A 23,385-nucleotide genomic window follows, 5' to 3' on the forward strand; every position below is an offset into this window, starting at 1 on the left:
TTATTTTTTATTATTTTGGCTTGATTAATGAAACAAAAAAAATTATATTTTTATAGTGATTATGTATGAAGTTCATGTTAACTTTATAATGTGCTATTTATTATTTAACTTTAAATTTTATACTTAAAAGGAGTAAAATTTATGGCTAAGGACATATATTTTAATGAAGATGCTAGAAAGAGTTTGCTTAGCGGTATTGAAAAATTATCAAATGCTGTAAAGGTCACTCTTGGTCCTAAAGGGAGAAATGTTTTAATTGATAAAAAATTTGGTTCTCCTATTGTTACAAAAGATGGAGTTAGTGTTGCTCGTGAAATTGATCTTGAAAATTCATTTGAAAATATGGGAGCACAACTTTTAAAAGAAGTTGCAATTAAGACAAATGATTTGGCTGGAGATGGAACTACTACGGCTACTGTACTTGCTTATGCAATTGCAAGAGAAGGACTTAAAAATGTTTCTTCAGGAATTAATCCAATTGGAATTAAGAAAGGAATAGATCATGCTGTGGCTTTAGCTGCTGAAAAAATTCGCAAATCTGCTAAAAAAATTACTACCAAAGAAGAAATTGCACAAGTTGCATCTATTTCTGCAAATAATGATACTTCAATAGGTGAAAAAATTGCAGAGGCAATGGACAGAGTTGGCAAAGATGGGGTTATTACTGTTGAAGAGTCAAAAACTTTTGATACTACAATTTCTTATGTTGAGGGTATGCAGTTTGATCGAGGATATTTATCTCCTTATTTTTCCACAAATAAAGAAAATATGAGTGTGAGTTTCGATGATACTTATATTTTGATATGTGAAAAAAAAATTAGCACAATTAAAGAACTCTTACCAGTGCTTGAAAAAGTTGTAAATACAAATAAGCCTTTATTAATTATTGCTGAGGATATTGAGGGAGATGCACTTGCTGCACTTGTTTTAAATAGTGTACGTGGTGCTTTGAAGGTTTGTGCAATTAAGGCTCCTGGATTTGGTGATAGACGTAAAGCAATGCTTGAAGATATTGCTATACTTACTGGAGGGGTTCTTGTTAGTGAAGAACTAGGACTTACTCTTGAGAATGTTGAACTTGAACAACTTGGTCAAGCTAAGTCAGTAAAAGTTGACAAAGATAATACTACTATTATTAATACTGGAAATAGAGAGCAAATAAGAGAGCGTGCTGAGCTTATTAAAAAGCAAATTGAAGAGACAAGTTCTGAATATGACAAAGAAAAATTACAAGAACGTCTTGCAAAACTTGTTGGTGGTGTTGCTGTTATTAATGTTGGTGCTGTTACCGAAGTAGAACTTAAAGAGAAAAAACATAGGGTGGAGGATGCTTTATCTGCAACTCGTGCTGCTGTTGAGGAAGGTGTTGTTCCTGGTGGTGGATCAACTCTTATTGAAGTTGCTATGTATCTTGATACAGTTGACGTAAGTAAGCTTAGTTATGAAGAGAAGCAAGGTTTTGAGATTGTGAAGAGAAGTCTTGAAGAACCTATGAGACAAATAATCTCTAATGCTGGATTTGAGAGTTCTATTTATATTCATCAGATTAAGACTGACAAGAAAGGACTTGGTTTTGATGCAGCAAGTTTTAAATGGGTTAATATGATTGAGAGTGGTATAATTGATCCTGCTAAAGTTACAAGAAGTGCTCTTCAAAATGCAGCTTCAATTGCAGGATTGTTATTGACAACTGAATGTGCTATTACTGAAATTAAGGAAGAAAAGAATAGTGCTGGTGGCAATTATCCTATGGATCCAGGAATGGGAATGATGTAAGTTAATCCTTTTTGCAGATTTCTCTTTTATTAGAGTTTCTATTGTTATAAGGATAAAAATTTGAGTGAGAATGAATTTGTATTTTGTATAGGTTATGATGGGATTAGGGCTATAATAGATAAAGAGCTTCTAGGTCAACATAAAGATAAAAGTGTGGAAGAGCTTTTTAATCTTGGATTTTATAGAAGCGCTTTTAGTAAAGCGTTTTATAGGAAAGATGATGCTCTTATTGATTATTTGATTAAAAGGTATAATAACATTAGTAACTCTACTTATAGTAGAAAAGAGGAGCTTGAGCTCCTCTTTGGGGTAATTTATCCGGATGATATTGCTAATATAAAGGTTACTTATGTTTAAAAATTAGGAAATTTTATGTTTTTATTGCAAGATTTTAGTCATAGTAGTAGCTTCTTTAGAAGCTTATTAGTTTTTGTTCCCGTAATAGCTATATTTTGGTTTTTAGTGATATCTCCTCAACGTAAAGAAGAGAAGAAAAAGAAAGAAATGCTGAAAAGCCTTAAAAAAGGTGATAAAGTTTTAACCATAGGTGGAATTTTTGGAGTTGTTAAGAGAGTTGATGATTCTGAAGTTTTGCTTGAGCTTAGTGAAACTTCAGAGGCAAAATTTGTAAAAAGTTCAATTGAGAAGGTTATTTTTGACGAAATTAAGGATAAAAAATTAAAAAATGAGAAGTAATTTGCAATTTTAATATATAATGTTAACTTAACATAATAATTTAATTTTAACTTGACATAATAAGGATAAGGGTATTATTTATGAATAAAGTCTCTAAATTGATATTAATACTGTTTGTAACTTCTTTTGCTTATTTTTTAATATTTCCTACTCTAAAATGGTATTTTTTTACTAAAGAGAAGGATAAACAAATTAGTTCATATTCAAAAGAGGCTTTAAGAGATTATTCTAAATCGCAGGCTTTAAGTTCTCTTGTGAAACTTAAGGAATTGTATCGAAAAAATCCGAAGGGTCAAATTCCAGATGATTTAAAATATTTAATTCCAGTTGCAAAAAATAATTATAAGACTTATGGAAGAGAATTTCCCAAATCGTTTAATGATATAGAAGCATTAAGGGGTGGTTTTTTAACTGATTCTGATATTGAAGAACTTAGTCTTGAAATTTATAGATATTATGAAGAGATCAAGCGAAATAAAAACAAAATAATACAACTTGGGCTTGATTTATCTGGAGGAGTAAGTGTTACTATTTCTCTTGATTATTTAGAGCTTGAACAAAGATTAGGAAGAGCTTTAAGTGTTCTAGAAAAGGAAGAAGCTATTGGTCGTACGATGCAAATACTTAAGGAAAGGGTGGATACTTTTGGACTTACAGAACCTAAAATTACAAGAGAAGCAGGTGGAAATAGAATTTTTTTAGATATTCCAGGAGAGAAAGACGAGAGACGTGTTGATTCTCTTTTGGGTGGTAAAGGAAATTTGATCTTTTATGTTGTTGATCTTGATGCTACTTCTGTTCTTAATTCTAAGATATTAGAAGCCGGTCCCCTTTATTCTATACATGATATTAAAAATAGCATGAAACTTGATGATAGTAAAAAAATTTTTCCCTGGTATATAAAGGATGCTTATGGGGTTGATGATGAGGCAAGAGTGCGTTATTATGTTGTTGATTTTGGTCTTGACAATTCTTTTGATGGGTCTCATATTCAAGATGCTGGAATTTTAAGTGATCCTAAAACGGGAAAGGATGTGGTTACATTTACTTTGGATAGTGAGGGTAGTGAGAAGTTTTTTGCTTTTACTCAAAAAAATGTTGGAAAAACTTTAGCTGTAGTTATGGAAGGTAAAATTAAGTCAGTAGCCAATATTAATCATGCTATTGCTGGTGGAAATGTATCAATTCAAGGAGATTCTTTTGATAAAAAGGAAGCACAGGAACTTGCATTTGTTTTTAAAACAGCAGCTTTTCCTGTTGAGATAAAAATAGATGATTTAAGGATTATTGGTCCTACTATTGGAGAAAAAACAATTGAACTTGGCATAAAGGCTTCTCTTCTTGCTCTTGTTTTGGTCTTTTTATTTATGTTTGTATATTATAAAACAAGTGGTTTTGTTGCAGGATTTTCATTGGTCATTTATAATTTGTTTTTAATATTGGCAATTCTTTCTGCATTTAATTTTACTTTAACTCTTACAAGTATTGCAGGTCTGGTGTTAACGATGGGTATGGCTGTTGATATTAATATAATTATTTACGAAAGGATTAAAGAAGAGATTAGAAATGGTAGAAAATTTGAAAGAGCATTTGAAGATGGATTTAAAAAAGCCTTTTGGGCAATAATGGATTCAAATGTTACAACATTTATAGCTGTGCTTTTCTTAACTCTTCTTGGAACAGGGACTATTCAAGGTTTTGCGTGGTCTTTATCTATAGGGATTGTGGCGTCACTTTTTAGTAGTTTAGTCTTTTCAAGGTTTATTTTGGAATTGATTATATCTTTGAATAGAAACAAATGTGTAAGTATTTCTTGGAGTTCAAATTATGCAAAAGGTGTTTAATTTTTTAAAATATGGAAATAAAGCTATTATAGCTAGTTTTTGTATGATTTTTTTAGGTTTTATTTACACCTTTATGTATCATGGTGGTTATAATTGGGGAGTAGATTTCTCTTCGGGTGTAAATATTAATTTTGTGATAGATAAAGCAGGTATTAAGGATTCTGATATAAAAAGAGTGCTCTCTTCATTTTATAAAACATTTGATGTTAATGAAATTATTGCAAATGATTCTAAGAGTCATTTTGATATTATAATAAAGTCAGAGGTTACTGATTATTCTTTGAAAAAAGAAATTCATAGTATGTTGCTAGATAAACTAGGTATTGAGTTTGATGCTAATGTTGAAATTCTTGATTCTTATTTTATTGATTCAAGATTTTCATCTGTTTTAAGGACAAAGTCTGTTTTGTTGGTTTGTTTAACATTTGCCCTTATTTTAGTTTATGTGACATTACGATTTAGATTGAGTTATGCTGTGTCATCAATATTTGCAACTATGCATGATATACTTTTTGTGATTGCTTTTTTAGGTTTATTTAGAATAGAAATAAATAGTTCAATAATTGTTTCTATATTGACAATTATTGGATATTCTTTAAATGATACGATCATTATTTTTGATAGAATTAGAGAAAATTCTAGGAATATAACAGATAGTTCATTTTTAAATATTTTAAATATAAGTATTCATCAAACTTTGTCAAGGACCATTTTAACATCTATTACTACATTTGTTGCTGTATTTTCTATATACATATTTACTGAAGGTGCTATTAAGGATTTTTCTTTGATATTTATGGTAGGTGTTGTTGTTGGTACTTTTTCTTCGGTTTTTATAGCTTCTCCTATTCTTTTAAGTTGTTATAAAAAAATCAAATAGATATTTTGTTATAATATTATGATATGAAGTTTTTTGATTTTGGTTCATTAGGATTTTATAGGTTTTTTGATTTTCAAAAGCATCTCAATTTTAGTATTTTTAGATATAGTTTAATAAATTACTATTCTTATAAAGAACAATCGACTCTTATTAATGATGCTAATTTGTTTAAAAATAAAATTGTTTTTTTAGATAAAATTCGTAAAGATATCACGAATATTACCTACATTTCTTCAAAAGAAAATGATAATTTAAGTGTTAATAAGACAATATTTTGTGATACTTTGAATAACATTAAAAGTTTAATCAAAAAATATTATCCAGAATCAGAGTTTTTAGATTTTGAATGTGATGTCCTTTTGGATGATGAGGATACTTTTGATAAATTTTTAGATAGGCTTAGATATTTAAATTTTAAAGTGGATCTTAAAAAGAAGATTGAGGAATTTGATAGACGGAATAAAACACCATATTCTTGTATTAAGATTGCAACTTATTTTATTAAAGAAGAATTTTTAGAGAGACTTGAGCATTCAATTGATTTTTTTGTTAATGAAGCTAATAATAGTAGTTTAGATTTAATTAATAAAGAAATTGATGAGTATTGTGAAAAGGTGGAGCAGGTCAAAGTAAGTGAATATATTAAAGATACGCATAAAAAATTTGTTATGGAGTATGCAAAAGAGAGAATATCAAAAATTATGAAAGAGCATAGTCTTGATATATCTAAATTGCTTGTTAAGATTTCTTTGTTGGATATTGTTATTCATTGTTTTGAAAGCTATTATCTAAATTTATTAGAGGTTCTTAATATTCTCTTGTCGATAAGTAATATCATTGAGATTGGCTTGGATGAATTACCCGATGCCATTTTTAATGAATGGAATGAACTTATTTATTTACGTAGAAAGGAGTTTCAGAAACTTGTTTTAATATCAGATTATGTTTTTCAAAAAAGAATAATATCTACTATAAATTCTGGAGCTTGGAAATTTACTTTCTTTAGCCTTTCACCTCGTCAAGGTGATGTTATTCAATTCACAGTTGATATTAATAAAAGTCTTAGTAGTCTTGAAGAAGGCATTAAGGAATATGAACTTAAAATAGATAAACTTAATAGCCTAAAGCGTGATTGGGAGCAAAGTTTGAAAAATTTTGAACAATTATTTGTTTAAAATTTTTTATTATATATTTCTTTTAGCTTTTCATATATTATTTTAACTTCATCATTAATAATTGGTGGTACATCTACTATTAATTTAACCTTCAGATCTCCTTTAATGGCATTTCCAAGAGCAGGCATTCCAAGACCTTTTAAGTTAAGTATTTCTCCATTTTTTGTGTTTTTTGGAATTTTGATTTTTATTTTCTTACCCTCAATTGTTTCAAAGATTTTTTCACTCCCTAAAGCTATTTCCCATGGATATACGTTAATTTGTGTTTCTAAATTTCGATCCTTTAGTGTAAAGTTTTTATAACTTGATATTTCAAATTTAATAATTAAGTTACTTCTTTTTCCAGAAATTGGATTGGTATTTCCTTTGCCATTGAATTTTAATTTTGTGGTATCAATTGTGCCTTTTGGTATATTAATTTCGATTTTTTCGTTATTTATCAATATAAATTTTTTGCCTCCCATATAAGCATCATATAAAGAAATTTTAATAGTTACCTCTTTATCTTGAATTGTTCCTTTTGTAAATTCTCCAAAAATATCAGAAAATAAATCAAAATTGTCAAAATGCTGAAACCCAGAATTCTTAAATCCTTTAGTAAATGAATCTGTATTAAAGTTATTGTTAAAATCTGCATTTCCAAAATTGTCATAATTAGATTTTTTTTGAGGAGATGATAGAACTTCGTAAGCTTCATTTATTTCTTTAAATTTTTCTTCTGCAAATTTGTTTTCTTTATTTTTATCAGGGTGATATTTAATTGCTAATTTTTTGTAGGCTTTTTTTATTTCTTCTGTTGTAGCATTTTTATTTACTCCAAGTATGTTGTAGTAATCTTTAGACATTTAAACCTCTTGTTTTTATTTCCTATTTTATGTTGCAGTTAGTTAAATTCATTATACTTAATGCTATGATTATATATATTATAATTAAACTTAAATTTTTTAAAGGTTATTTATATAGTATTGAATTTTTTGTCTTTGAAAGAGCTAAGTATTTATATTGATTTTAGTAAGTGTTTTAGTCATATTTTTTATGAAAAAGTATTTCGTGAGTTGTCTTATTATTTAGAAGTTTTGGGATTTCCAAAAGTTAAGACTCTTTATATTAAATATAATGATTTAAGATTGGTTGATGTTTTTGAATTAAAATCTTTTTTAACATCTTTGTCTGCAAAATTTAATTTTTTTGATTTGGATGAATTTACTTTTGAATTGCATCCTGGAAATATTACAACGTCTGTTTTAACAGTTCTAGATAATTTTTTTGTCAGTAGAATTAGTCTTGATATAAAAAGTTTTTCTTCAAAATTTTTAGAGAAGATAGGTATTTTTGGGGTATCTATTGATAAAGTTAATGCTGCTATTGAAAATATTCATCAATTTCATTTTGATTTGAATATTGATTTTGATATTAATATTTTGTATCACAACAAAACAAATCTTAAGAGTGATTTAGTAAAAGTAATATCATATGCTCCCGAACATATTTCTCTTTCAGAAGTTTTGATTGATAAGAATAATTGTATTGTTGATTCTAGTAGTGATGCTTATAGTGATTATAATGATATTAGGGGTGAAGATTTATGGTTCTATGCTTTTGATTTTTTGGAGTCTCATGGTTATTTAAATTATGAAATTTCAAATTTTGCCTTAAGAGGATATGAGGGTAAACATAATGTGCGATATTGGGAACTCAGTCCATATTTAGGTCTTGGCTTGCAAGCTGTTAGTTTGCTTTTTGTTTCTGAGAATAATGGTCTTAGGGCTGTGATTAGGAAGGATGATAATTTTTTGTATAGTGTAGAGTCTTCTGCCACTTTTGAAAATTTAAGTGATTTAGATTTTTTTATTTATCATTTCATTACAAATCTTGGTACCAAGCAAGGTCTTGATATATCTATTTTGAGACGTAGATTTATATATCACCAGAACGATTTTTATAAATTTATTGATTACCTTTTAAGTTTAAATAAATCAGTTGTTTTGAGTAATGATATTCTTTATTTGGAGCAATGTGAGAGGTTTAAATTGAATTTTTATTTGCGATTGATAGAAGAATATTTAATTGTTAATTCTTTTAAAGTGAGCTTTAAGTTTCTTTAATTTGTCCATTTTGATAGTATATGATTTTAGTATTTTGATGATTAAAAATACCAATTTCAAGTATTCCAGGGAATAATTTAAAATATTTTTCAGTTCCTTTAGGATTTTCAATATTCATTTTTATGTCTAAGATATAATTATTATTGTCAGTAATTAGTGGTCCTGCTTTAGATTTACATGTTCTTAAAACAGGATTAAAGTTCATTTTTTCTAGTTTGGCTTTAATAAATGCAAGGGCATTTGGGGCAATTTCTATTGGTATTGGTGTTTTTTCTCCTAAATTTGTTACTATTTTAGTTTCATCTGCAATGATCAATAACTGATTAGAGTTATATGCGACTACTTTTTCCATTAAGTGAGCTGCTCCACCACCTTTAATTAATGCTTTTTTATCTAATAGAACCTCGTCAGCTCCGTCGATTGTGATATCTATATTTTTGTTAAGTTTTGTGAATTTTGATTCGTAAGCAATATTTTCTTTTGCAAGTAAGCATTGTGTGTCACTGCTTGTTGGATAAAATGTAAGATTTTTTAAAGCACCAGATTTTATTTTGTAACTTAAGTGTTTAATTGCATAAAAAACAGTTGTTCCTGTTCCAATTCCTATGAACATGTTGCTTGTTACATAATTATCAATTGCATATTTTGAGATCAATTCTTTTTGTTTTTCCATTTGTAATAATCCTTTTAGTTACTAAATGTTTATTAGAATACGAACTTTAAGGTAAATTATATCATTAATAATTCAGTAAATAACAATGTTTTATTTTGAGTAAAATAGTTTTATAACTTATTGTCTTTAAGAAATGTTTGAGTATTAACATTAATTAGATTTTGTGTTAATTTAATTGATAAAATGTTATTAAGGTAATCTAAATATTTCTTAGGAGATTTTATGTATAAGTTAGTTTTAGTGAGGCATGGTGAGAGTGAATGGAATAAGGAAAATCTTTTTACAGGATGGACTGATGTTAAACTTTCTGAGAAGGGTGTTTCTGAAGCTTGTGAGGGTGGTAGAATATTGAAAGAGGAAGGTTATTCTTTTGATATTGCTTTTAGCTCAATGTTAGTAAGAGCTAATGATACTTTAAATATTATTTTGTGTGAATTGGGTCAATCGTATATTGATGTAGAAAAATCTTGGCGACTTAATGAGAGACATTATGGGGCATTGCAAGGGTTAAATAAGGCTGAAACGGCTGAAAAGTATGGCGAAGATAAAGTTCTCATTTGGAGACGTAGTTATAATGTTCCTCCTATGCCTTTGGATGAGTCTGATAAGCGTCATCCTATTCATGATTCAAGATATAAAAATATTCCTAAAAGTGAACTTCCTTCAACCGAGTGTTTAAAAGATACTGTTGCAAGAGTTATACCATATTGGACAGATAAAATTGCTAAGGCTATTCTTGAAGGAAAAAGAGTTATTGTTGCTGCTCATGGTAATTCTTTAAGGGCTCTTGTTAAATATCTTGATAATATGAGTGAAGAAGATATTTTAAAGCTCAATATTCCAACGGGTATTCCTTTAGTTTATGAGCTTGATAAAAATTTAAAACCCGTTAAACATTACTATTTGGGTGATGAAGATAAAATTAAGGCAGCTATGGAATCTGTTGCTAATCAAGGTAAAAAAATAGATAGATAAAAAACAGAGCAAACGTTAATAAGAAGAGATTATTGATAAATATGATCTCTTCTTATTATAAATTTCAAATATTTTTGTGTTAAAATTAAATGTAATGTTTTACAATTTCTTCAAATTTTTCAATACCAATTGTTTTAATAAATCCTGCTAATTTTGGTCCTTTGTCTTTAGTAATTAATATGTTGTAGAGTTGCTTAAAGAATAATGGTGGTTCAATATTGTTTTTTCTTGCAATATTATAAATTTCATCTTGAATTTCTTTTTCAGTAATATTATTAAAATTTTCTTTTAAGAATTTTAGTAATTGTATTACTGCTTGTTTATTGTTATCTTGAAGTATTTCAATGTTATCAAATGTTGATCTGAGTGAAAATTTAAAATCTTCAGGTGCGAATTTTTTAATCCAGTTGATGGCACATTCAATTTTATTTATTAGTTTTGTTTTTTGATGTTCTTTTATATTATTTAAAAGTGTAAAGATTTTATCTTTGTCTCCTTCAAAAATTTGACATATTACACTTAAATGTCTAAATCCAATTTGATAAGGAATTTCTTTGTCTGGTGCTTTTGGTTGTGAGAGTTCATAAATTCTTTTGAAAGTTTCTTTTTTCTTTTCTTGAATTTCATCAATTCCATAATATACCCTTTCAAATTTATCGTAATCTTCATAAATTTTTATTACATCAAGGTCAAATGATATTGAAAACTCTGTATTGGGTTTTGTTGACGCAAATAAAAATCTTGTAACTTCAGGTGTATATATTTCAAGAACATCTTTTAATGAAACAACGTCTCCAGATGATGAAGATATTTTTCCACCATGTCCTTTAATGGATATAAAATCGTATTGAAATGTTATGGGAGGAGTTCCTCCAAAAATTTTTACGATTTCTTTTGCTGTGTCAAAACTTCCTCCACTGCTGTGGTGATCTTTGCCAGCAGGTTCAAAATCAACATTTTCATATTTCCATCGCATTGGCCAATCTATTCTCCATGGAAGTTTGCAAGCCCATGTTTTTCTTAAGTCTAGCGATTCTTTGTTGCCACATTCGCAATAGTATTCAATAGAATAGCAATGATTATAATTTTTTATTGTTGTAGTATCTCTATTACATTTGGTACAAAAAATGCTAATAGGATACCAGTCATCTGCAAGTTGTGTGGTTCTGTATTTGTTGAGTATTGTTGCTATTTCATCTTTATGATCTAGTGCAAATTTTATTTGATTTGCATAATCACTTGACATATATTTTAAGCTTTGATCTATAAATTCTGGCTCAATGCCTACAGTAGGCAAATGTTGTTCAAATTCTATTTCATTTGCTCTTGCATAACTTGACTTATTAGTTTTTGTGTCAGGAACTCTTGTTATTGCTTGTCTTAAATAGGTTGTTAATAATTCTTGATCAGGCATGTTCTTAGGTACTTTTCTAAATACATCATAGTTATCCCATGAGTAAATAAATCTTACTTGTTTTCCCTGATCTTGAAGTGCTCTTGCTACTAGATCAACAGAAATTACTTCTCTAAAATTTCCAATGTGAACGGTTCCTGATGGAGTAATTCCTGATGAAACTGTGTATTGTTCTTTTTCACCTTTTTCTGTTATTATTTTTTTTGCATAAAAATCTGCCCAGTGTGCTGTTTTCATAATATTTCCTCTGTTAAAACTTAATTTTATCATCCTATTTTTGTTATTTCAATATGAAGAAGTGTTGAAAAATGTTATCATATTAATTTATCAAATTTTTAATTAATTTAGCGTTTTTATTCCAATTTTTTCTTAATTTTACTTGTAAGAATAAATTGCATTTTTTTTCAAGTATTTTTGATATTATTTTTCTAGATTCTTCACCAATTGATTTAATGCCTTTTCCTCCTTTGCCAACTATTATTCCCTTTTGACTCTCTCCAGCTACAATAATATTTGCCTTAATAAAAAACTTGTTTTCTCTATCTTCTAAGATCTCGATTTCTGTGTATATAGAGTATGGTAATTCTTCTTTAAGTTTTTTAATAGTTACTCCTCTAATTATTTCACTAATTCGTAAATTTATTTTTTGATCTGTATAATATTCTTTTGGATAATAAAGAGGTCCTTCATTAAGATTTTCATAAATTTTATCTTTCATTGTCTCAATATTTATTTGCTTTTCAGCAGAGATTTTTATAATTTTGTTTTTTTGTATTTTTTTTTCTTCTAAAAATGTCATTATTTCTTTTTCTTTTGTTTTGTGAATATCAATTTTGTTTATGACCACTATAAAATTAATTTTGGATCTTTGTATGATTGTTAATATTTCATTTTCTTCAGTTCCAGGTTGATCTTGAATGTCTATGACATAGATAATTAATTCTGTTTCTATAATTGCAGAATATACGTTATTCATTAATGCTATATTGAAATTTTTTTTGCTTAGATGGAATCCTGGTGTGTCTATAAAAATGATTTGTCCTCTTTTGTCTGTAAATATTCCTTTTATTTTATTTCTAGTTGTTTGTGGTGTAGAGGAAGTGATTGATATTTGATGTCCACATATTGAATTTAAAAGTGTAGATTTCCCTGTTGAAGGTCTACCTATGATTGATACAAATCCTGATTTCATTTTAATTTCCTATTTCAATGTATTAATATTATTAATATATTTTATATGGTAATTAATGTATACTATCTTTAAATATTGTGTTACAAGGATTAAGGTTTGAGAAAAGTCAATTTTGAGGTTTTTTGTGAGAAATGTGGTGAGAGAGTTGAACTTGATAAGGCAATGTGTTTGAATTGTCATTCTAAGTTAGGCGATCTTGAATGTCCAAGTTGTGGATATGTAGGTATTATTTCTGCATTTGAGAATGGTTGTCCAAAATGTAATTATAGTCCTTTTGAAAAACAGTTAAAAAAACTTTCTATTAATAGAGGATTTAAAAGGCTTTGGAATGGTGATAGCTTTTTAAGAAGAAAATTTTATTTTGGATTTTATGTGAATGTTATGCTTTATTTGTTTGCTAATTTTTTGATAATTTTGCTTTTTGTTTATATTCTTTTTTTCTAAGGATGAATTTATATGGGAATTACGGTTTTTTATTTATTTTCTATTTTCTTATCTTTTAACTTAGGAGATAATGTTAAGACTGTTGAAGATAATATGAAACGCAATTCTATTTTTTATTATGATATTGAAGAAGTTGAAATAGCTTCTGTTAATACACAAATTTTGAATTTTAGAGGTAAAATTTGTGTAAAAAATGCTTATTTTAGTTTTGATAAGTATAAACTTTATTCATATACTTTTGTTTTTGATAAAAAATTGGTTTCTCAATATTCTATTGTTTTGAGTGTTAAAGAAAAATTTGGTGATGCTTCTGTTGTAACTCCTTTTAATTATGTTTGGGATATTGGTGATTCAATTATTGTGTTAAATGATAATATTTTAAGAATGACATTAAAGTCTTACATTAATGGAGAAAATTGAACCTGAAAATTTTGTTTGCATTAATTTTTTTTGTCTCTTGTGTTAGGCATGTATATGATAAAGAAATCATTATTAATGATACTAAGTTTTTTGTTACGCTTGCAATTGATAAGGTTACTAGAGCTAAAGGTTATATGGGAACTAGACATATAGATATAAATAATGGCATGCTTTTTATTTTTGATAAAGAAAAAAATTTATCTTTTTGGATGCGGGATACTTCTATACCACTTGAAATTGCTTATATTAATGCTGCAGGTATTATTAAAGAGATTTATAATTTAATTCCTTTCTCAGAAGTGAGTGTCAATTCTAAATATAAGGTTAAATATGCTCTTGAGGTTTCAAGGGGTACTTTTTCTAAATTTAAAATTAAAGTGGGTGATAAGGTCAAATTTAATTTTGATGTTAATTCTTTAAATATAGAGTAAATTATTTAGCTTTTATTTTTTGAAGTTCTTCTTCTTCATGATCGTTGATTTTATCTTCATTTTGTAATGTGTCATTAGGAATTTTATTGAAGGTTTCATTGGATTTATCTTTAATGTTGATGTCTGTTTTATCGTCTCTTATTACTTTTTTAAATATAGATATTGTTGCTGCTATTTCTTCAAAGGCATCAAGTAAGAATATTTCTTTTGCATTTTCTTCAGCTTTAACAATGTATACCAAAGAATTATTGCCTCTTTCTGGATCATGGATTATTTCCCATGATCCTAAGACACGATTGTTGTAACTATCGCTCATTAAAGATTCTGATATTTCTTGAATTTTATCCGAATTAACGTCAAATGTTTCTACTATGCCAAATATTTCTCTTATTTTTGAATTTTGATATGAATTTAGTTTTGATCTGACTATTATTTCTATGTTTGCATTGTTAATGGTTTTTGATATGATGAAATCATTTTCTTTATCTATTCTATATTCTAATTTATTGTTATCAAGTATTTTTTTAATTCTTTTGTCGTAAGTTACGTTTTTATCTTTACAACTTATGAATGTTATTAGTGTTAAAACGGCAATAACTATGCTATATTTTAATTGTTCAATGTTTAGAATACTTGTTTTTAACATGTTATTGCTTACCATGTAATTTATTATAGTTTAATTATAAGGATTTTTGAAGTAAGTTATATGTATTTTAGGAGTAATGATTATTCTTATACAGTTATTCAGTCTAAAAATAGTTATGTACAAAAGTCAACTTTTGGAATATCTTTTGTCATTTTAAATAGAGGCACAAAAATTTTTAGGGAGGATTTATTTGAATTTCTTTCTAATTTTGACTTTATCAGAGAAATTATTTCTATTGAAAAACAAAGTAATAGGACTTCTCTTCAGTTTATTTCAGAAAATTATGATAAATTGAAGTTTATTTTACTTTCTGGGGATTTAAATTCTGGAGAGAAAGTTAATTTAGCTATGAAAGAATCCATTTGTAGTTTTGTTTTTGTATTGCAAAGTGATATGTACTTGTTAAATCCTTTTTGGATTCCTAATATATTTGATGAAATTGTTAAAAAGAATGTACTTCTTGTTGGTGGTGAATTCTTTGATAAAGATGAAGAGGTTGTTCCATCGATTTTTCTGCCTACTATTGATAAATATCAAAGATTGAAAGTAATTTTAATAAATTCTGAACGTGATTATGAGAAGACTTTAATTACTATGGATTATTGTGGTCTTTATTCTAAGGAGAAGTTTATTCAGTTAGGAGGTTTTGATAAGAGGATCAAAAATGAGTATTTTCAAAGATTAGATTTTGGGCTTAGAGCTATTTATTTTGGAGAGAGTATTCATATTTATAGGAAATTACGTATACAATATACAGCTTTAAATGTTCCAGAAGATTTAACAAAAAATAAAAGTTTTTTGATTTTTTTACTTAAAAATTATGTTCCTATTTTTATTGGAAATGGAGTAAAATTTTCATTTTTACGATTTATAAGACTATGCTTAAGATATGGTGTTAATCCTTTTAGGTTTGGCAGAGAATTTAAAGAAATTAAATATGAAACCATCAAAAATAGCTTAAGGTTTAAAGGTGATTTAAAGAGTGCAATTGAACTTTGGGAAAATAATATTATTGATTAATTTAGTATTTGTGTTTTTATTTGTGCATGCAGATGAATTTGAGTATGTCAATATTCTTGATTCATTTGATAGCAACTTTTTTAAGTTCAATTTTAATATTGAGAGAGATATTCTTACAATTGAGCATGAGAAAGGACATCTTAAGCTTAAAGTGGGTTTTGAATATGGTTTATCATCTATTGGTTATTATATTTATGTAGATCCTATCCTTTTAAGAGATGGGGAAATTTTAATCACTAAGAAAGCTTTGATGCAGATTGAAAATTATTTTCGATCTTTGCAAAGTTATAGTAAACCACGAATAACATCAATTGTTATTGATCCTGGTCATGGTGGTCATGATAGGGGAGCTGTTGTAACACATAAGTTAAGAGAACATAATATTACTTTTTTTGAAAAAGATTTTACTTTGACTTATTCTATACATTTATATAAAATCCTTAGTAATTATTTTTTAGATAGAAATATTTTATTAACACGTGTGGATGATATTTTTGTGTCATTACAAGATAGATCCGAATTTGCAAATGCAATTAAACCAGATTTTCCCAATAATGTTATATTTTTGTCGATACATGCAAATAATGCCCCAAATCCGGATGCTAGAGGAGTTGAATTTTGGTATCTTCCTCAAAATTCAAAAAGAGAGGTTATAAGGAATTTGAAAGGATATGATATTAGAGGTAATAGATACTTAAGGGAGCTTAATGATATACTAGATATTAAGTATAAATATGAATCGAAAAAATTAGCGGAAATTTTATATGAAACTTTTAGTGATGTTTTATGTGAGACTAAAATTAGAACAATTAGGGAAGAGCAGTGGTTTGTGATTAAAAATAGTAGTATGCCCGCTGTATTAATTGAAATTGGGTTTTTATCGAATATTGATGATGCGATTTTGATTTTGGATTACAATTATATGAGCAAAATCAATATTTTAGTACTTGAGTCCTTAATTAAGTTTATTGAATTTTATGAGAAATAGTGGTTTTAACATGTTGATGAAAAATATTTGTGTTTGTTACGATTTTCTTAGGCGTTATTGTTCGAAATATTTACTTGAGATATTGATTGTATTTTTATTATTAAGTTTTTTATTTTCTTCATATATGATATTTTGTAATTATGATAATCTTTTCTTTAGAAAAGTATTTTATTTCCATTCTGAGCATGAATTAATTTCTGATTTACGTTATTTAAAAAAAAGAAAAACTCTTAAAGAAAATTTGGATTTGTTAGTTAAAGATTTTTTATTGGGTAATAGTAAAGGCTTTTATTTGCAATTTGGAACTACTAATGTAAAGCTTTTATATTCTTTTATGAGTAATGATGTATATTTTATAAATCTTTCCAAAGAGTTTTATGATTCTTTTGGAAATGGTGCTTATAAGGATTCTGAGGAATTGAGGGTAAGTTTATTTGTTAAATCTTTAAAAGAAACAATTAATTTTAACTATCCTAGAGATGTTAAAGAAATTTTTATTTTCATTGAGGGGTATATTTTAAATGTTTAAGATGTTTTTGAGTATTATTGGATGTATTATGAAATTGACAAATAAAAAATTAAATTATTTTGTATGAGGAGTTGATTTGATGGATAAAATGAAGAAAAGTGTTTTTATTTTATTTTTTATTATTTTTTTAATTCCTGTTTTTGGCCAAGAAACATCTAGAACATCATCAGGTGATGGTTCTTCTGATGGTGAACCTGGTGAATTGGTTCTTGATTTTGCAGAACTTGCAAAAGATCCAAGTTCTACTGAGCTTGATCTTACAGATTATATTGATCGTGTATATTCTGGAGCTTCAAGCATTATGAAGCCAGAAGATATGGTATTAAATCTTGGAATAAATAATTGGAGTGTCCTTTTAACACCTTCAGCTAGAATGCAGGCATATGTAAAGAATTCTATTGTTGTTCCGGCTGTTGTTAAGAGTGATTCTAGAAGATATGCAGGAGAGACAATTTTGGGAATTAGAGTATTATTTCCAAGTTATATTCAGTCTTCTGCAATGGTATTGCCTCCATTTAAAATTCCTTTTTATGCTGGAGAAAATGGTAATCAATTTGTAGGTAGAGGTCTTATTGATAATGTTAGAATTATGAAAGAGGTAAAGGTTACAGTTTACAGTTTGGGACATGATGTTGATCTTGAAGTTTTATTTGAAGATATGAGTGGTATGGAATATGTTTATCCTTTAGGTTCTTTAAAATTTAAGGGTTGGGCAGATTTAGTGTGGTCAAATCCTACTTATCTTCCAGGGATAAGTTCTAGAAGAGCTGATAATAGTGTTCCCAATTATCCTCTTCCTTCAAGCAAAATGAGGTTTAAAGCATTTAGAGTTTCAAAATTTCATAGTTCAAGGGAACAAAATCTAATTTTTTATATCAAAGATTTAAGGGTTATTTATGATAAATTAAGTATTTCCTTGGATTCTGATGTTGATAATGAATCTATATTTAAAATTTATGAAACACGTGGAGTTGAGTCACTTCGAAAATTGAAGTCCCAGGAAGCTCTGAAGAAAGTTTTAAAGGTGAGAGAGAGTATATCAATGCCAGATGAATCTTTTCAAGATTTATTTGAAAAAGGTAAAAAAAGTAGTAATGACAAATCTGGGGTACGTACTGAGAAATGATAAATTTATTATGATAGCAGGGTCAATTTTCAATTTGTTCCTGTTATCATTAAAATAGGAAAATGGGTGAATGATAGATGCAGATAATAAAGAGCTTTTAGAAATTTTTTTTGAAGAGGCTCAAAATCTTGTAGATACTCTTGAAGAGAATATTATTTCATTAGAAGATGACCCTCATAATATGGAAACTATTGATGAAATATTCAGGGCAGCACATACTATTAAGGGTAGTTCAGCTTCTGTTGATATGATGGAACTTTCAAGTTTTACTCATGTTGTTGAGGATGTGTTTGATGCTATTAGAGATAATAGGTTAAAAATATGTAATGATCTTATTGATTTACTTTTGAATGCGCTTGATGTAATAAAAAGTATGCTTGATGCACGTCTTAATGGAGATGTTTATTTGCAGGATGTAAGTGGACTTAAAAGTAAATTAAGAGGCTTTTTGGAATATGATTATCAGACAACTTCTGTTTCAGTTTTAGAAAATAAAGATAATGATGAATTTTTACTCTCTTCTTCTGATATTAATGATATGCGGGAAGCTGTAGGGCTTGGTCAAAAACTTTTAAAAGTTAGTGTTGATTTTGACAAAGATAATCCCATGGCTACAATTGCTGGAATACAGATGTTTCAAGCTTTAAAAGATTTAGCTCCAATTCTTCATACAGTTCCAAATTATGATCAATTGATTTCGGATCAATTTTTAAAAAGAGTGGATTATTATTTGATATATTTAGATATTCATAAGATTGAAGAAAAGATAAATTTATCTGATGTTGCGTCAGATTATTCAATTAATGAATTTGATATTGATAATGAATTGGCAAAAGCAAATTTAAGAGAGCAAAATTCAGTTGATAATACACTTTCTAAAGATAATACAGTATCTAATAAGGGTGGTTTTCAACTCTCTAATGATGAGATTATTGATTTAAGAAATCATATTGGAGATTCTAAGTTGTTTGAAGTGAAATTATATTTTAATAAGAATAATCCTATGTCAACTATTTCTGGCTTTCAAATGTTACAGGCTTTGAAAAGTTTGGGGGAAATTTATAAATCTATTCCTGATAGTGAGGATTTGCTGTCAGATAAATTTTTTGATTTGATTGTTTATTATTTAATATCAAAAACTTCAATAGAGAGTATTTCTAAAAAGGTAGATTTGTCAGATGTTGTTGTTAGTTTTGATATTAGCGAAGTTGATTTGAAAGATATTAAAGGTATGGATGTAAGTACTGAAGTTGATGCTTATGCTCCTGTTAAAGAATCTAAGAAATCAGCTTTAAATGTTAATTTAATTAGAATTGATAGCAAAAGAATAGATTCTATATTAAATCTTGTAAGTGAAGCTGTCATTAGTAAGTCGTCCTATAATCAAATAAATTCTGATATGACATCTTTTATTTATGGTTTTAATTATTTTTATGATTATCAAGAAAATTTTCGTAATAGTTTTTTGTCAGATTTAAAGATGATTTTTAAAGATGTCGGTTTAGATTTGGAAAATTCTATTGAGACACGGATAGTGGAGTTGTTGGAACATAAACTTGATAGAAGTTTGCAAGATATGATGAATTTAAAAGATTTATTATTTAAGATTCACCAAGATTCTAGATTTGCATCTAATAGACTCTCTAGGATAATTACTGATTTACATGAGAGTGTTTTAAGAACACGGATGTTGCCGGTTGCTAGTATTTTTTCAAGGTTTACAAGAGTAATAAGAGATCTTTCAAAGAAATTAGGTAAAGTTGTAGAACTTAGTACTCAAGGGGAAGATACTGAAGTTGATAAATCTGTTATAGATGACCTTGTAGATCCTTTAATGCATTGTATTAGAAATTCTATGGATCATGGAATTGAAACTATGGATGAAAGGATTAGTAAGGGAAAAGATAAAGCTGGTCATATAATTTTGCGTGCCAAAAATGAAGGTAATGTTATATCAATTGAAATCGAGGATGATGGGAAAGGTATAGATCCAAATGTCATTAGGAAAAAATCAATTGAAAAAGGTTTAATAAATGAAAATACAGTTCTCTCTGAGAGTGAAATGCTTAATTTGATTTTTGAGCCTGGGTTTTCGACAGCTAGTCAAATTACAGATGTTTCTGGTAGGGGGGTAGGGCTTGATGTTGTTAAAAATAATGTTAAAAAATTAAATGGAACTATCATTATAGATTCAAAAATTAATGTTGGTACTATTTTTAAAATTAAACTTCCTTTAACATTGGTGATTGTTCAAGGACTTCTTGTGAAATCAGGGAATGAGATTTATGTTATTCCTTTAAACAGTGTGCTTGAAACTCATAGAATTAATGAAGATAATATTAGGCTTCTTGAAAATGATCATGAGGTATATAATTTAAGAGAAGAAGTTATATCTGTGCTTAGGCTTGATGAGCTTTTTAATATAAAAAATGATCATCAAGATTTGTATGAAAAATTTTTGATAGTGATTAGCATTAATGATAAGAAAGCAGGTATAGTTGTTGATTCTATTCTTGGAGAGGAAGATTTTGTTGTAAAACCTATTAAAGATAAGTATGCTTCAAGTCCTGGAATAGTTGGAGCTACTACACTTGGTAATGGTAAGGTTGTTCTGATTATTGATGTATTTAGGCTGTTTGACTTAAGGGATATGAAGGGATAGTCTTTATGATGGAAATAAAAGAGATATATTTAGATGAACATAATATTGGTAGTCATCTTAAAGAAAAAGATTCTGTTAATTTAGATTTTAAAGTTGTATCTTTTAATATTGGGGATGATAGTTATTTGGTAGATATCATGCAAGTTAAAGAGATTAGAAAGTCTAATAATTTTACATATGTTCCTAATGCTAAAAAGTATGTGGTTGGGCTTGACAATTTAAGAGGGGAAATAATTTCTATTATTGATTTGAGGATAATGTTTAATTTGAAAGTCATTAAAAAAGACTTTGAAGATGTTATGGTGCTTAGAAATAACGATCTATTAATAGGAGTTATTGTTGATAAGGTTAATAATGTTTTCTCAATTGATTCTTCTTTGATTCAGGATCCTCATCCTATTTTATTTCAGGAAACATTGATACATTACATGAGGGGTGTAGTTGAATATGGTTCAAAATTGTACATTGTTCTTGATGTTGGTAAAATTTTCAATTATGATAATGATATAGAAGAAAAAGAAGTTTTATTGGAAGACAGTAAAAATACAGGTGATAAGATAGGTACTTCTGAGCATGAAGAGCAGTCGATATCTTTTGATAATAATTCTTTGGAGTTATCAGAGGCATCTGCTAGTAATCATGTGTTATCTTCTAAGGATAATTTAGATGATTTAAGGGTGATTAAGGAAAATCTTTTTAAATATTCTTTTAATTCATCCTTGGTAAGTGACGATTTTTTAAAGAAGATAGGAGTTAAATTAGATATTGCAAATATTAATGATTTAGCTTATGATAACTTCTTAAGTGAATTTTATTCAAAATCATCGAGTCAATTATGGAATGAGCAGTACTTAAAGGAATTTCAGGAGGAAATTGTTCAACGGCATGTTAATAATATGAGTGATATTGGTACTATTTTAAATGTTTTTGAAATTGGATGTGGTGAAGGAAAAGAGACAATATCTTTCGTGAATGTTTTATATGAGTCTTATAAAAATCCTTTTAAAGTAACGGCTATTGATAATGATTTTAATAAAGTTATAGGTACTTCTAGTCTGGTTTTCTTGGAATCTGAGATTAATTTGAGTGAAATTTATCGAAAAAATTCCTTTGAGCAAGCTTCAGGAGTTTATAAATTTAAGCCAGAGATTATGAATAGTATTTTATTTGAATATTCAGATGCCATTTTATCAGAATTTCCAGAAAATTTGGGAATTGTGTTTTTAAGAGATATTTTATGTTTCTTGAATGATGATGGTCAAGTTTTAATTCTGAATGCAATTGCGGAAAAATCTGTTAGAGGTGCTCTTTTGATTTTGGGAGATAATGAAGAACTTAAGAATAATGATCTTTTTATAAAAGATAAGTCTGTAAAATATTTTAACCTATATAAAAGGATTTAAAGGAGAAATTAATGAGGATAGATTATATAGAGCCATTTTTAGATGCTGCTTCTTCAGTTTTAAGAGATATGTTGCTTGTCGATGATATTCAAATGGGCAGTCCTGGGCTTAAATCAATAAATCAAAAGATAAAGGGAGTTTCTGTTATTGTAGGGCTTGCAGGTTCTGTTGAAGGAAGTATTATTATTGACATGGATATTGATACTGCACTTTTTGTTGCATCTAAATTAAATTTTGAAGAGTATGTTGATTTTGATGATGAGGAGACCAAGGAAATGGTAGCAGCAACTCTTACAGAAGTTGGTAATATTATTGCTGGTAATTTTGTTACTACTCTACATTCTAAGGGTTTTGTGTTTGACATAACACCTCCAGCTTTTATTTATGGGGAGAATATGAAGATAAGTAATAAAGGGTCTGAAGCATTAATAGTACCTTTTACTTTGCCAGATAATAAAATTATTGAAGTTAATATTGCAATAAGGGAGAGGGTTTGATATTATTATGAAGTTGAGAGTGCTTATTATTAGAAAAGAGGGTTTAATATGATCCAAAAAACTACAATTGCTATGGATGCTTCAAATAAACCAAGAGGTATTAATTATGATACAGGGGTTCCTTTTAATGTTTTGATTGTGGATGATTCGGTTTTTACTGTAAAGCAACTTACTCAAATTTTTACTTCTGAAGGATTTAACATTATTGACACTGCTGCTGATGGTGAAGAAGCTGTGGTTAAGTATAAAAATCATTATCCTAATGTCGATATTGTTACTCTTGATATTACTATGCCCAGAATGGATGGAATGACATGTCTTGATAATATTATTGAATTTGATAAAAATGCTAAAGTAATAATGATTTCTGCTTTGGGGAAAGAGCAGTTGGTTAAGGAATGTTTGATTAAGGGTGCAAAGACGTTTATTGTAAAACCTCTTGATAGAGCCAAGGTTCTTCAAAGAGTTATGTCTGTATTTGTCAAATGA

At 27.8% G+C, this 23,385-nt stretch carries 24 protein-coding genes; 19 read left to right on the plus strand and 5 right to left on the minus strand.

From position 1 onward, the window contains the following. Positions 1-141: 141 nt before the first annotated feature. From groL to BDU_RS03270, 6 genes are all read left to right on the plus strand, one after another. Entirely contained in the window at positions 142-1,776 is a 1,635-nt protein-coding gene (gene groL / locus BDU_RS03245) for a chaperonin GroEL (RefSeq protein WP_012538390.1), read from the plus strand. 60 nt (positions 1,777-1,836) lie between these two features. Next, a complete protein-coding gene (locus BDU_RS03250; protein ID WP_012538391.1) occupies positions 1,837-2,133 on the plus strand; it encodes a hypothetical protein in 297 nt (98 codons plus the stop codon). Between the two features lie 15 nt (positions 2,134-2,148). Beyond that, complete coding sequence (gene yajC / locus BDU_RS03255; protein WP_012538392.1) at positions 2,149-2,472, plus strand: preprotein translocase subunit YajC; 324 nt, start codon at positions 2,149-2,151, stop codon at positions 2,470-2,472. A gap of 80 nt (positions 2,473-2,552) precedes the next feature. Next, positions 2,553-4,316, plus strand: a complete 1,764-nt coding sequence (gene secD, locus BDU_RS03260; RefSeq protein WP_012538393.1) for a protein translocase subunit SecD — start codon at positions 2,553-2,555, stop codon at positions 4,314-4,316. Further along, on the plus strand, positions 4,300-5,196 hold the full coding sequence (gene secF, locus BDU_RS03265) for a protein translocase subunit SecF (protein WP_012538394.1): 897 nt from the start codon (positions 4,300-4,302) through the stop codon (positions 5,194-5,196). Before secD ends, secF begins: the two co-directional genes overlap by 17 nt. A gap of 23 nt (positions 5,197-5,219) precedes the next feature. Next, a complete protein-coding gene (locus BDU_RS03270; protein WP_012538395.1) occupies positions 5,220-6,371 on the plus strand; it encodes a hypothetical protein in 1,152 nt (383 codons plus the stop codon). Here BDU_RS03270 and BDU_RS03275 read toward each other — a convergent pair. After that, positions 6,368-7,216: a DnaJ C-terminal domain-containing protein gene (locus BDU_RS03275; RefSeq protein ID WP_012538396.1), complete on the minus strand. Its 849-nt coding sequence runs from the start codon at positions 7,214-7,216 to the stop codon at positions 6,368-6,370. The two genes, BDU_RS03270 and BDU_RS03275, sit on opposite strands and share 4 nt — an antisense overlap. A gap of 129 nt (positions 7,217-7,345) precedes the next feature. Here BDU_RS03275 and psgB point away from each other — a divergent pair, with 129 nt between their 5' ends. Then, complete coding sequence (psgB, locus tag BDU_RS03280; protein WP_318250780.1) at positions 7,346-8,476, plus strand: HemN-related non-iron pseudo-SAM protein PsgB; 1,131 nt, start codon at positions 7,346-7,348, stop codon at positions 8,474-8,476. On the opposite strand, the gene rpiA is transcribed toward psgB, so the two are convergent. Then, complete coding sequence (gene rpiA / locus BDU_RS03285) at positions 8,463-9,149, minus strand: ribose 5-phosphate isomerase A (RefSeq protein ID WP_012538398.1); 687 nt, start codon at positions 9,147-9,149, stop codon at positions 8,463-8,465. The genes psgB and rpiA overlap by 14 nt on opposite strands. Positions 9,150-9,371: 222 nt before the next feature. Here rpiA and gpmA point away from each other — a divergent pair, with 222 nt between their 5' ends. Then, positions 9,372-10,124, plus strand: a complete 753-nt coding sequence (gene gpmA / locus BDU_RS03290) for a 2,3-diphosphoglycerate-dependent phosphoglycerate mutase (RefSeq protein ID WP_012538399.1) — start codon at positions 9,372-9,374, stop codon at positions 10,122-10,124. An 85-nt stretch (positions 10,125-10,209) separates the two neighbouring features. On the opposite strand, the gene lysS is transcribed toward gpmA, so the two are convergent. After that, the gene (lysS, locus tag BDU_RS03295; protein ID WP_041177738.1) at positions 10,210-11,775 is read right to left on the minus strand and encodes a lysine--tRNA ligase; all 1,566 of its coding nucleotides are present in this window, start codon (positions 11,773-11,775) and stop codon (positions 10,210-10,212) included. 82 nt (positions 11,776-11,857) lie between these two features. Further along, positions 11,858-12,730 carry a GTPase Era gene (gene era / locus BDU_RS03300; protein ID WP_012538401.1) on the minus strand — a complete coding sequence of 291 codons (873 nt, stop codon included), beginning with the start codon at positions 12,728-12,730 and terminating at the stop codon, positions 11,858-11,860. Positions 12,731-12,826: 96 nt separating this feature from the next. Here era and BDU_RS03305 point away from each other — a divergent pair, with 96 nt between their 5' ends. Genes BDU_RS03305 through BDU_RS03315 form a run of 3 tightly spaced genes read left to right on the plus strand, consistent with a single transcriptional unit; the run spans position 12,827 to position 14,025 of the window. Next, entirely contained in the window at positions 12,827-13,174 is a 348-nt protein-coding gene (locus BDU_RS03305) for a zinc ribbon domain-containing protein (protein WP_012538402.1), read from the plus strand. Between the two features lie 12 nt (positions 13,175-13,186). Continuing rightward, positions 13,187-13,594, plus strand: coding sequence for a hypothetical protein (locus BDU_RS03310; RefSeq protein ID WP_012538403.1), 408 nt, complete (start codon positions 13,187-13,189; stop codon positions 13,592-13,594). Beyond that, positions 13,591-14,025: a DUF192 domain-containing protein gene (locus BDU_RS03315; protein WP_012538404.1), complete on the plus strand. Its 435-nt coding sequence runs from the start codon at positions 13,591-13,593 to the stop codon at positions 14,023-14,025. The genes BDU_RS03310 and BDU_RS03315 overlap by 4 nt, the downstream gene beginning before the upstream one ends. Before the next feature lies 1 nt (position 14,026). On the opposite strand, the gene BDU_RS03320 is transcribed toward BDU_RS03315, so the two are convergent. Continuing rightward, the gene (locus BDU_RS03320) at positions 14,027-14,671 is read right to left on the minus strand and encodes a hypothetical protein (RefSeq protein ID WP_049752253.1); all 645 of its coding nucleotides are present in this window, start codon (positions 14,669-14,671) and stop codon (positions 14,027-14,029) included. A 60-nt stretch (positions 14,672-14,731) separates the two neighbouring features. Between BDU_RS03320 and BDU_RS03325 the strand changes: the two genes are divergently transcribed. The 8 genes from BDU_RS03325 (at position 14,732) to BDU_RS03360 (ending at position 23,385) form a co-directional block, all read left to right on the plus strand. Further along, a complete protein-coding gene (locus BDU_RS03325) occupies positions 14,732-15,691 on the plus strand; it encodes a glycosyltransferase family protein (protein ID WP_012538406.1) in 960 nt (319 codons plus the stop codon). Continuing rightward, on the plus strand, positions 15,684-16,679 hold the full coding sequence (locus BDU_RS03330) for an N-acetylmuramoyl-L-alanine amidase family protein (protein WP_193333521.1): 996 nt from the start codon (positions 15,684-15,686) through the stop codon (positions 16,677-16,679). The genes BDU_RS03325 and BDU_RS03330 overlap by 8 nt, the downstream gene beginning before the upstream one ends. After that, positions 16,669-17,208 (plus strand): flagellar filament outsheath protein, encoded by a 540-nt coding sequence (locus BDU_RS03335; RefSeq protein WP_041177789.1) that lies wholly within the window; start codon positions 16,669-16,671, stop codon positions 17,206-17,208. Before BDU_RS03330 ends, BDU_RS03335 begins: the two co-directional genes overlap by 11 nt. Before the next feature lie 79 nt (positions 17,209-17,287). Beyond that, a complete protein-coding gene (locus tag BDU_RS03340) occupies positions 17,288-18,334 on the plus strand; it encodes a flagellar filament outer layer protein FlaA (protein WP_193333510.1) in 1,047 nt (348 codons plus the stop codon). A gap of 70 nt (positions 18,335-18,404) precedes the next feature. Beyond that, positions 18,405-20,996 (plus strand): chemotaxis protein CheA, encoded by a 2,592-nt coding sequence (locus BDU_RS03345; RefSeq protein ID WP_012538410.1) that lies wholly within the window; start codon positions 18,405-18,407, stop codon positions 20,994-20,996. Positions 20,997-21,004: 8 nt separating this feature from the next. Next, positions 21,005-22,399, plus strand: coding sequence for a CheR family methyltransferase (locus BDU_RS03350; RefSeq protein WP_041177791.1), 1,395 nt, complete (start codon positions 21,005-21,007; stop codon positions 22,397-22,399). A gap of 11 nt (positions 22,400-22,410) precedes the next feature. Continuing rightward, positions 22,411-22,896, plus strand: coding sequence for a chemotaxis protein CheX (locus tag BDU_RS03355; RefSeq protein WP_012538412.1), 486 nt, complete (start codon positions 22,411-22,413; stop codon positions 22,894-22,896). Between the two features lie 48 nt (positions 22,897-22,944). Beyond that, positions 22,945-23,385: a response regulator gene (locus tag BDU_RS03360; RefSeq protein WP_012538413.1), complete on the plus strand. Its 441-nt coding sequence runs from the start codon at positions 22,945-22,947 to the stop codon at positions 23,383-23,385.

Origin of the sequence: Borrelia duttonii Ly (assembly GCF_000019685.1) — a bacterium.
Taxonomy (GTDB): domain Bacteria; phylum Spirochaetota; class Spirochaetia; order Borreliales; family Borreliaceae; genus Borrelia; species Borrelia duttonii.

What these genes read in the sequence shown, in the direction of transcription:
- groL (WP_012538390.1), top strand. Translation starts at nt 142, where the DNA reads ATGGCTAAGGACATATATTTTAATGAAGATGCTAGAAAGAGTTTGCTT.
- yajC (WP_012538392.1), top strand. Translation starts at nt 2,149, where the DNA reads ATGTTTTTATTGCAAGATTTTAGTCATAGTAGTAGCTTCTTTAGAAGC.
- secD (WP_012538393.1), top strand. Translation starts at nt 2,553, where the DNA reads ATGAATAAAGTCTCTAAATTGATATTAATACTGTTTGTAACTTCTTTT.
- secF (WP_012538394.1), top strand. Translation starts at nt 4,300, where the DNA reads ATGCAAAAGGTGTTTAATTTTTTAAAATATGGAAATAAAGCTATTATA.
- BDU_RS03270 (WP_012538395.1), top strand. Translation starts at nt 5,220, where the DNA reads ATGAAGTTTTTTGATTTTGGTTCATTAGGATTTTATAGGTTTTTTGAT.
- BDU_RS03275 (WP_012538396.1), bottom strand. Translation starts at nt 7,216, where the DNA reads ATGTCTAAAGATTACTACAACATACTTGGAGTAAATAAAAATGCTACA.
- rpiA (WP_012538398.1), bottom strand. Translation starts at nt 9,149, where the DNA reads ATGGAAAAACAAAAAGAATTGATCTCAAAATATGCAATTGATAATTAT.
- gpmA (WP_012538399.1), top strand. Translation starts at nt 9,372, where the DNA reads ATGTATAAGTTAGTTTTAGTGAGGCATGGTGAGAGTGAATGGAATAAG.
- lysS (WP_041177738.1), bottom strand. Translation starts at nt 11,775, where the DNA reads ATGAAAACAGCACACTGGGCAGATTTTTATGCAAAAAAAATAATAACA.
- era (WP_012538401.1), bottom strand. Translation starts at nt 12,730, where the DNA reads ATGAAATCAGGATTTGTATCAATCATAGGTAGACCTTCAACAGGGAAA.
- BDU_RS03310 (WP_012538403.1), top strand. Translation starts at nt 13,187, where the DNA reads ATGGGAATTACGGTTTTTTATTTATTTTCTATTTTCTTATCTTTTAAC.
- BDU_RS03320 (WP_049752253.1), bottom strand. Translation starts at nt 14,671, where the DNA reads ATGTTAAAAACAAGTATTCTAAACATTGAACAATTAAAATATAGCATA.
- BDU_RS03325 (WP_012538406.1), top strand. Translation starts at nt 14,732, where the DNA reads ATGTATTTTAGGAGTAATGATTATTCTTATACAGTTATTCAGTCTAAA.
- BDU_RS03335 (WP_041177789.1), top strand. Translation starts at nt 16,669, where the DNA reads ATGAGAAATAGTGGTTTTAACATGTTGATGAAAAATATTTGTGTTTGT.
- BDU_RS03340 (WP_193333510.1), top strand. Translation starts at nt 17,288, where the DNA reads ATGGATAAAATGAAGAAAAGTGTTTTTATTTTATTTTTTATTATTTTT.
- BDU_RS03345 (WP_012538410.1), top strand. Translation starts at nt 18,405, where the DNA reads ATGATAGATGCAGATAATAAAGAGCTTTTAGAAATTTTTTTTGAAGAG.
- BDU_RS03350 (WP_041177791.1), top strand. Translation starts at nt 21,005, where the DNA reads ATGGAAATAAAAGAGATATATTTAGATGAACATAATATTGGTAGTCAT.
- BDU_RS03355 (WP_012538412.1), top strand. Translation starts at nt 22,411, where the DNA reads ATGAGGATAGATTATATAGAGCCATTTTTAGATGCTGCTTCTTCAGTT.
- BDU_RS03360 (WP_012538413.1), top strand. Translation starts at nt 22,945, where the DNA reads ATGATCCAAAAAACTACAATTGCTATGGATGCTTCAAATAAACCAAGA.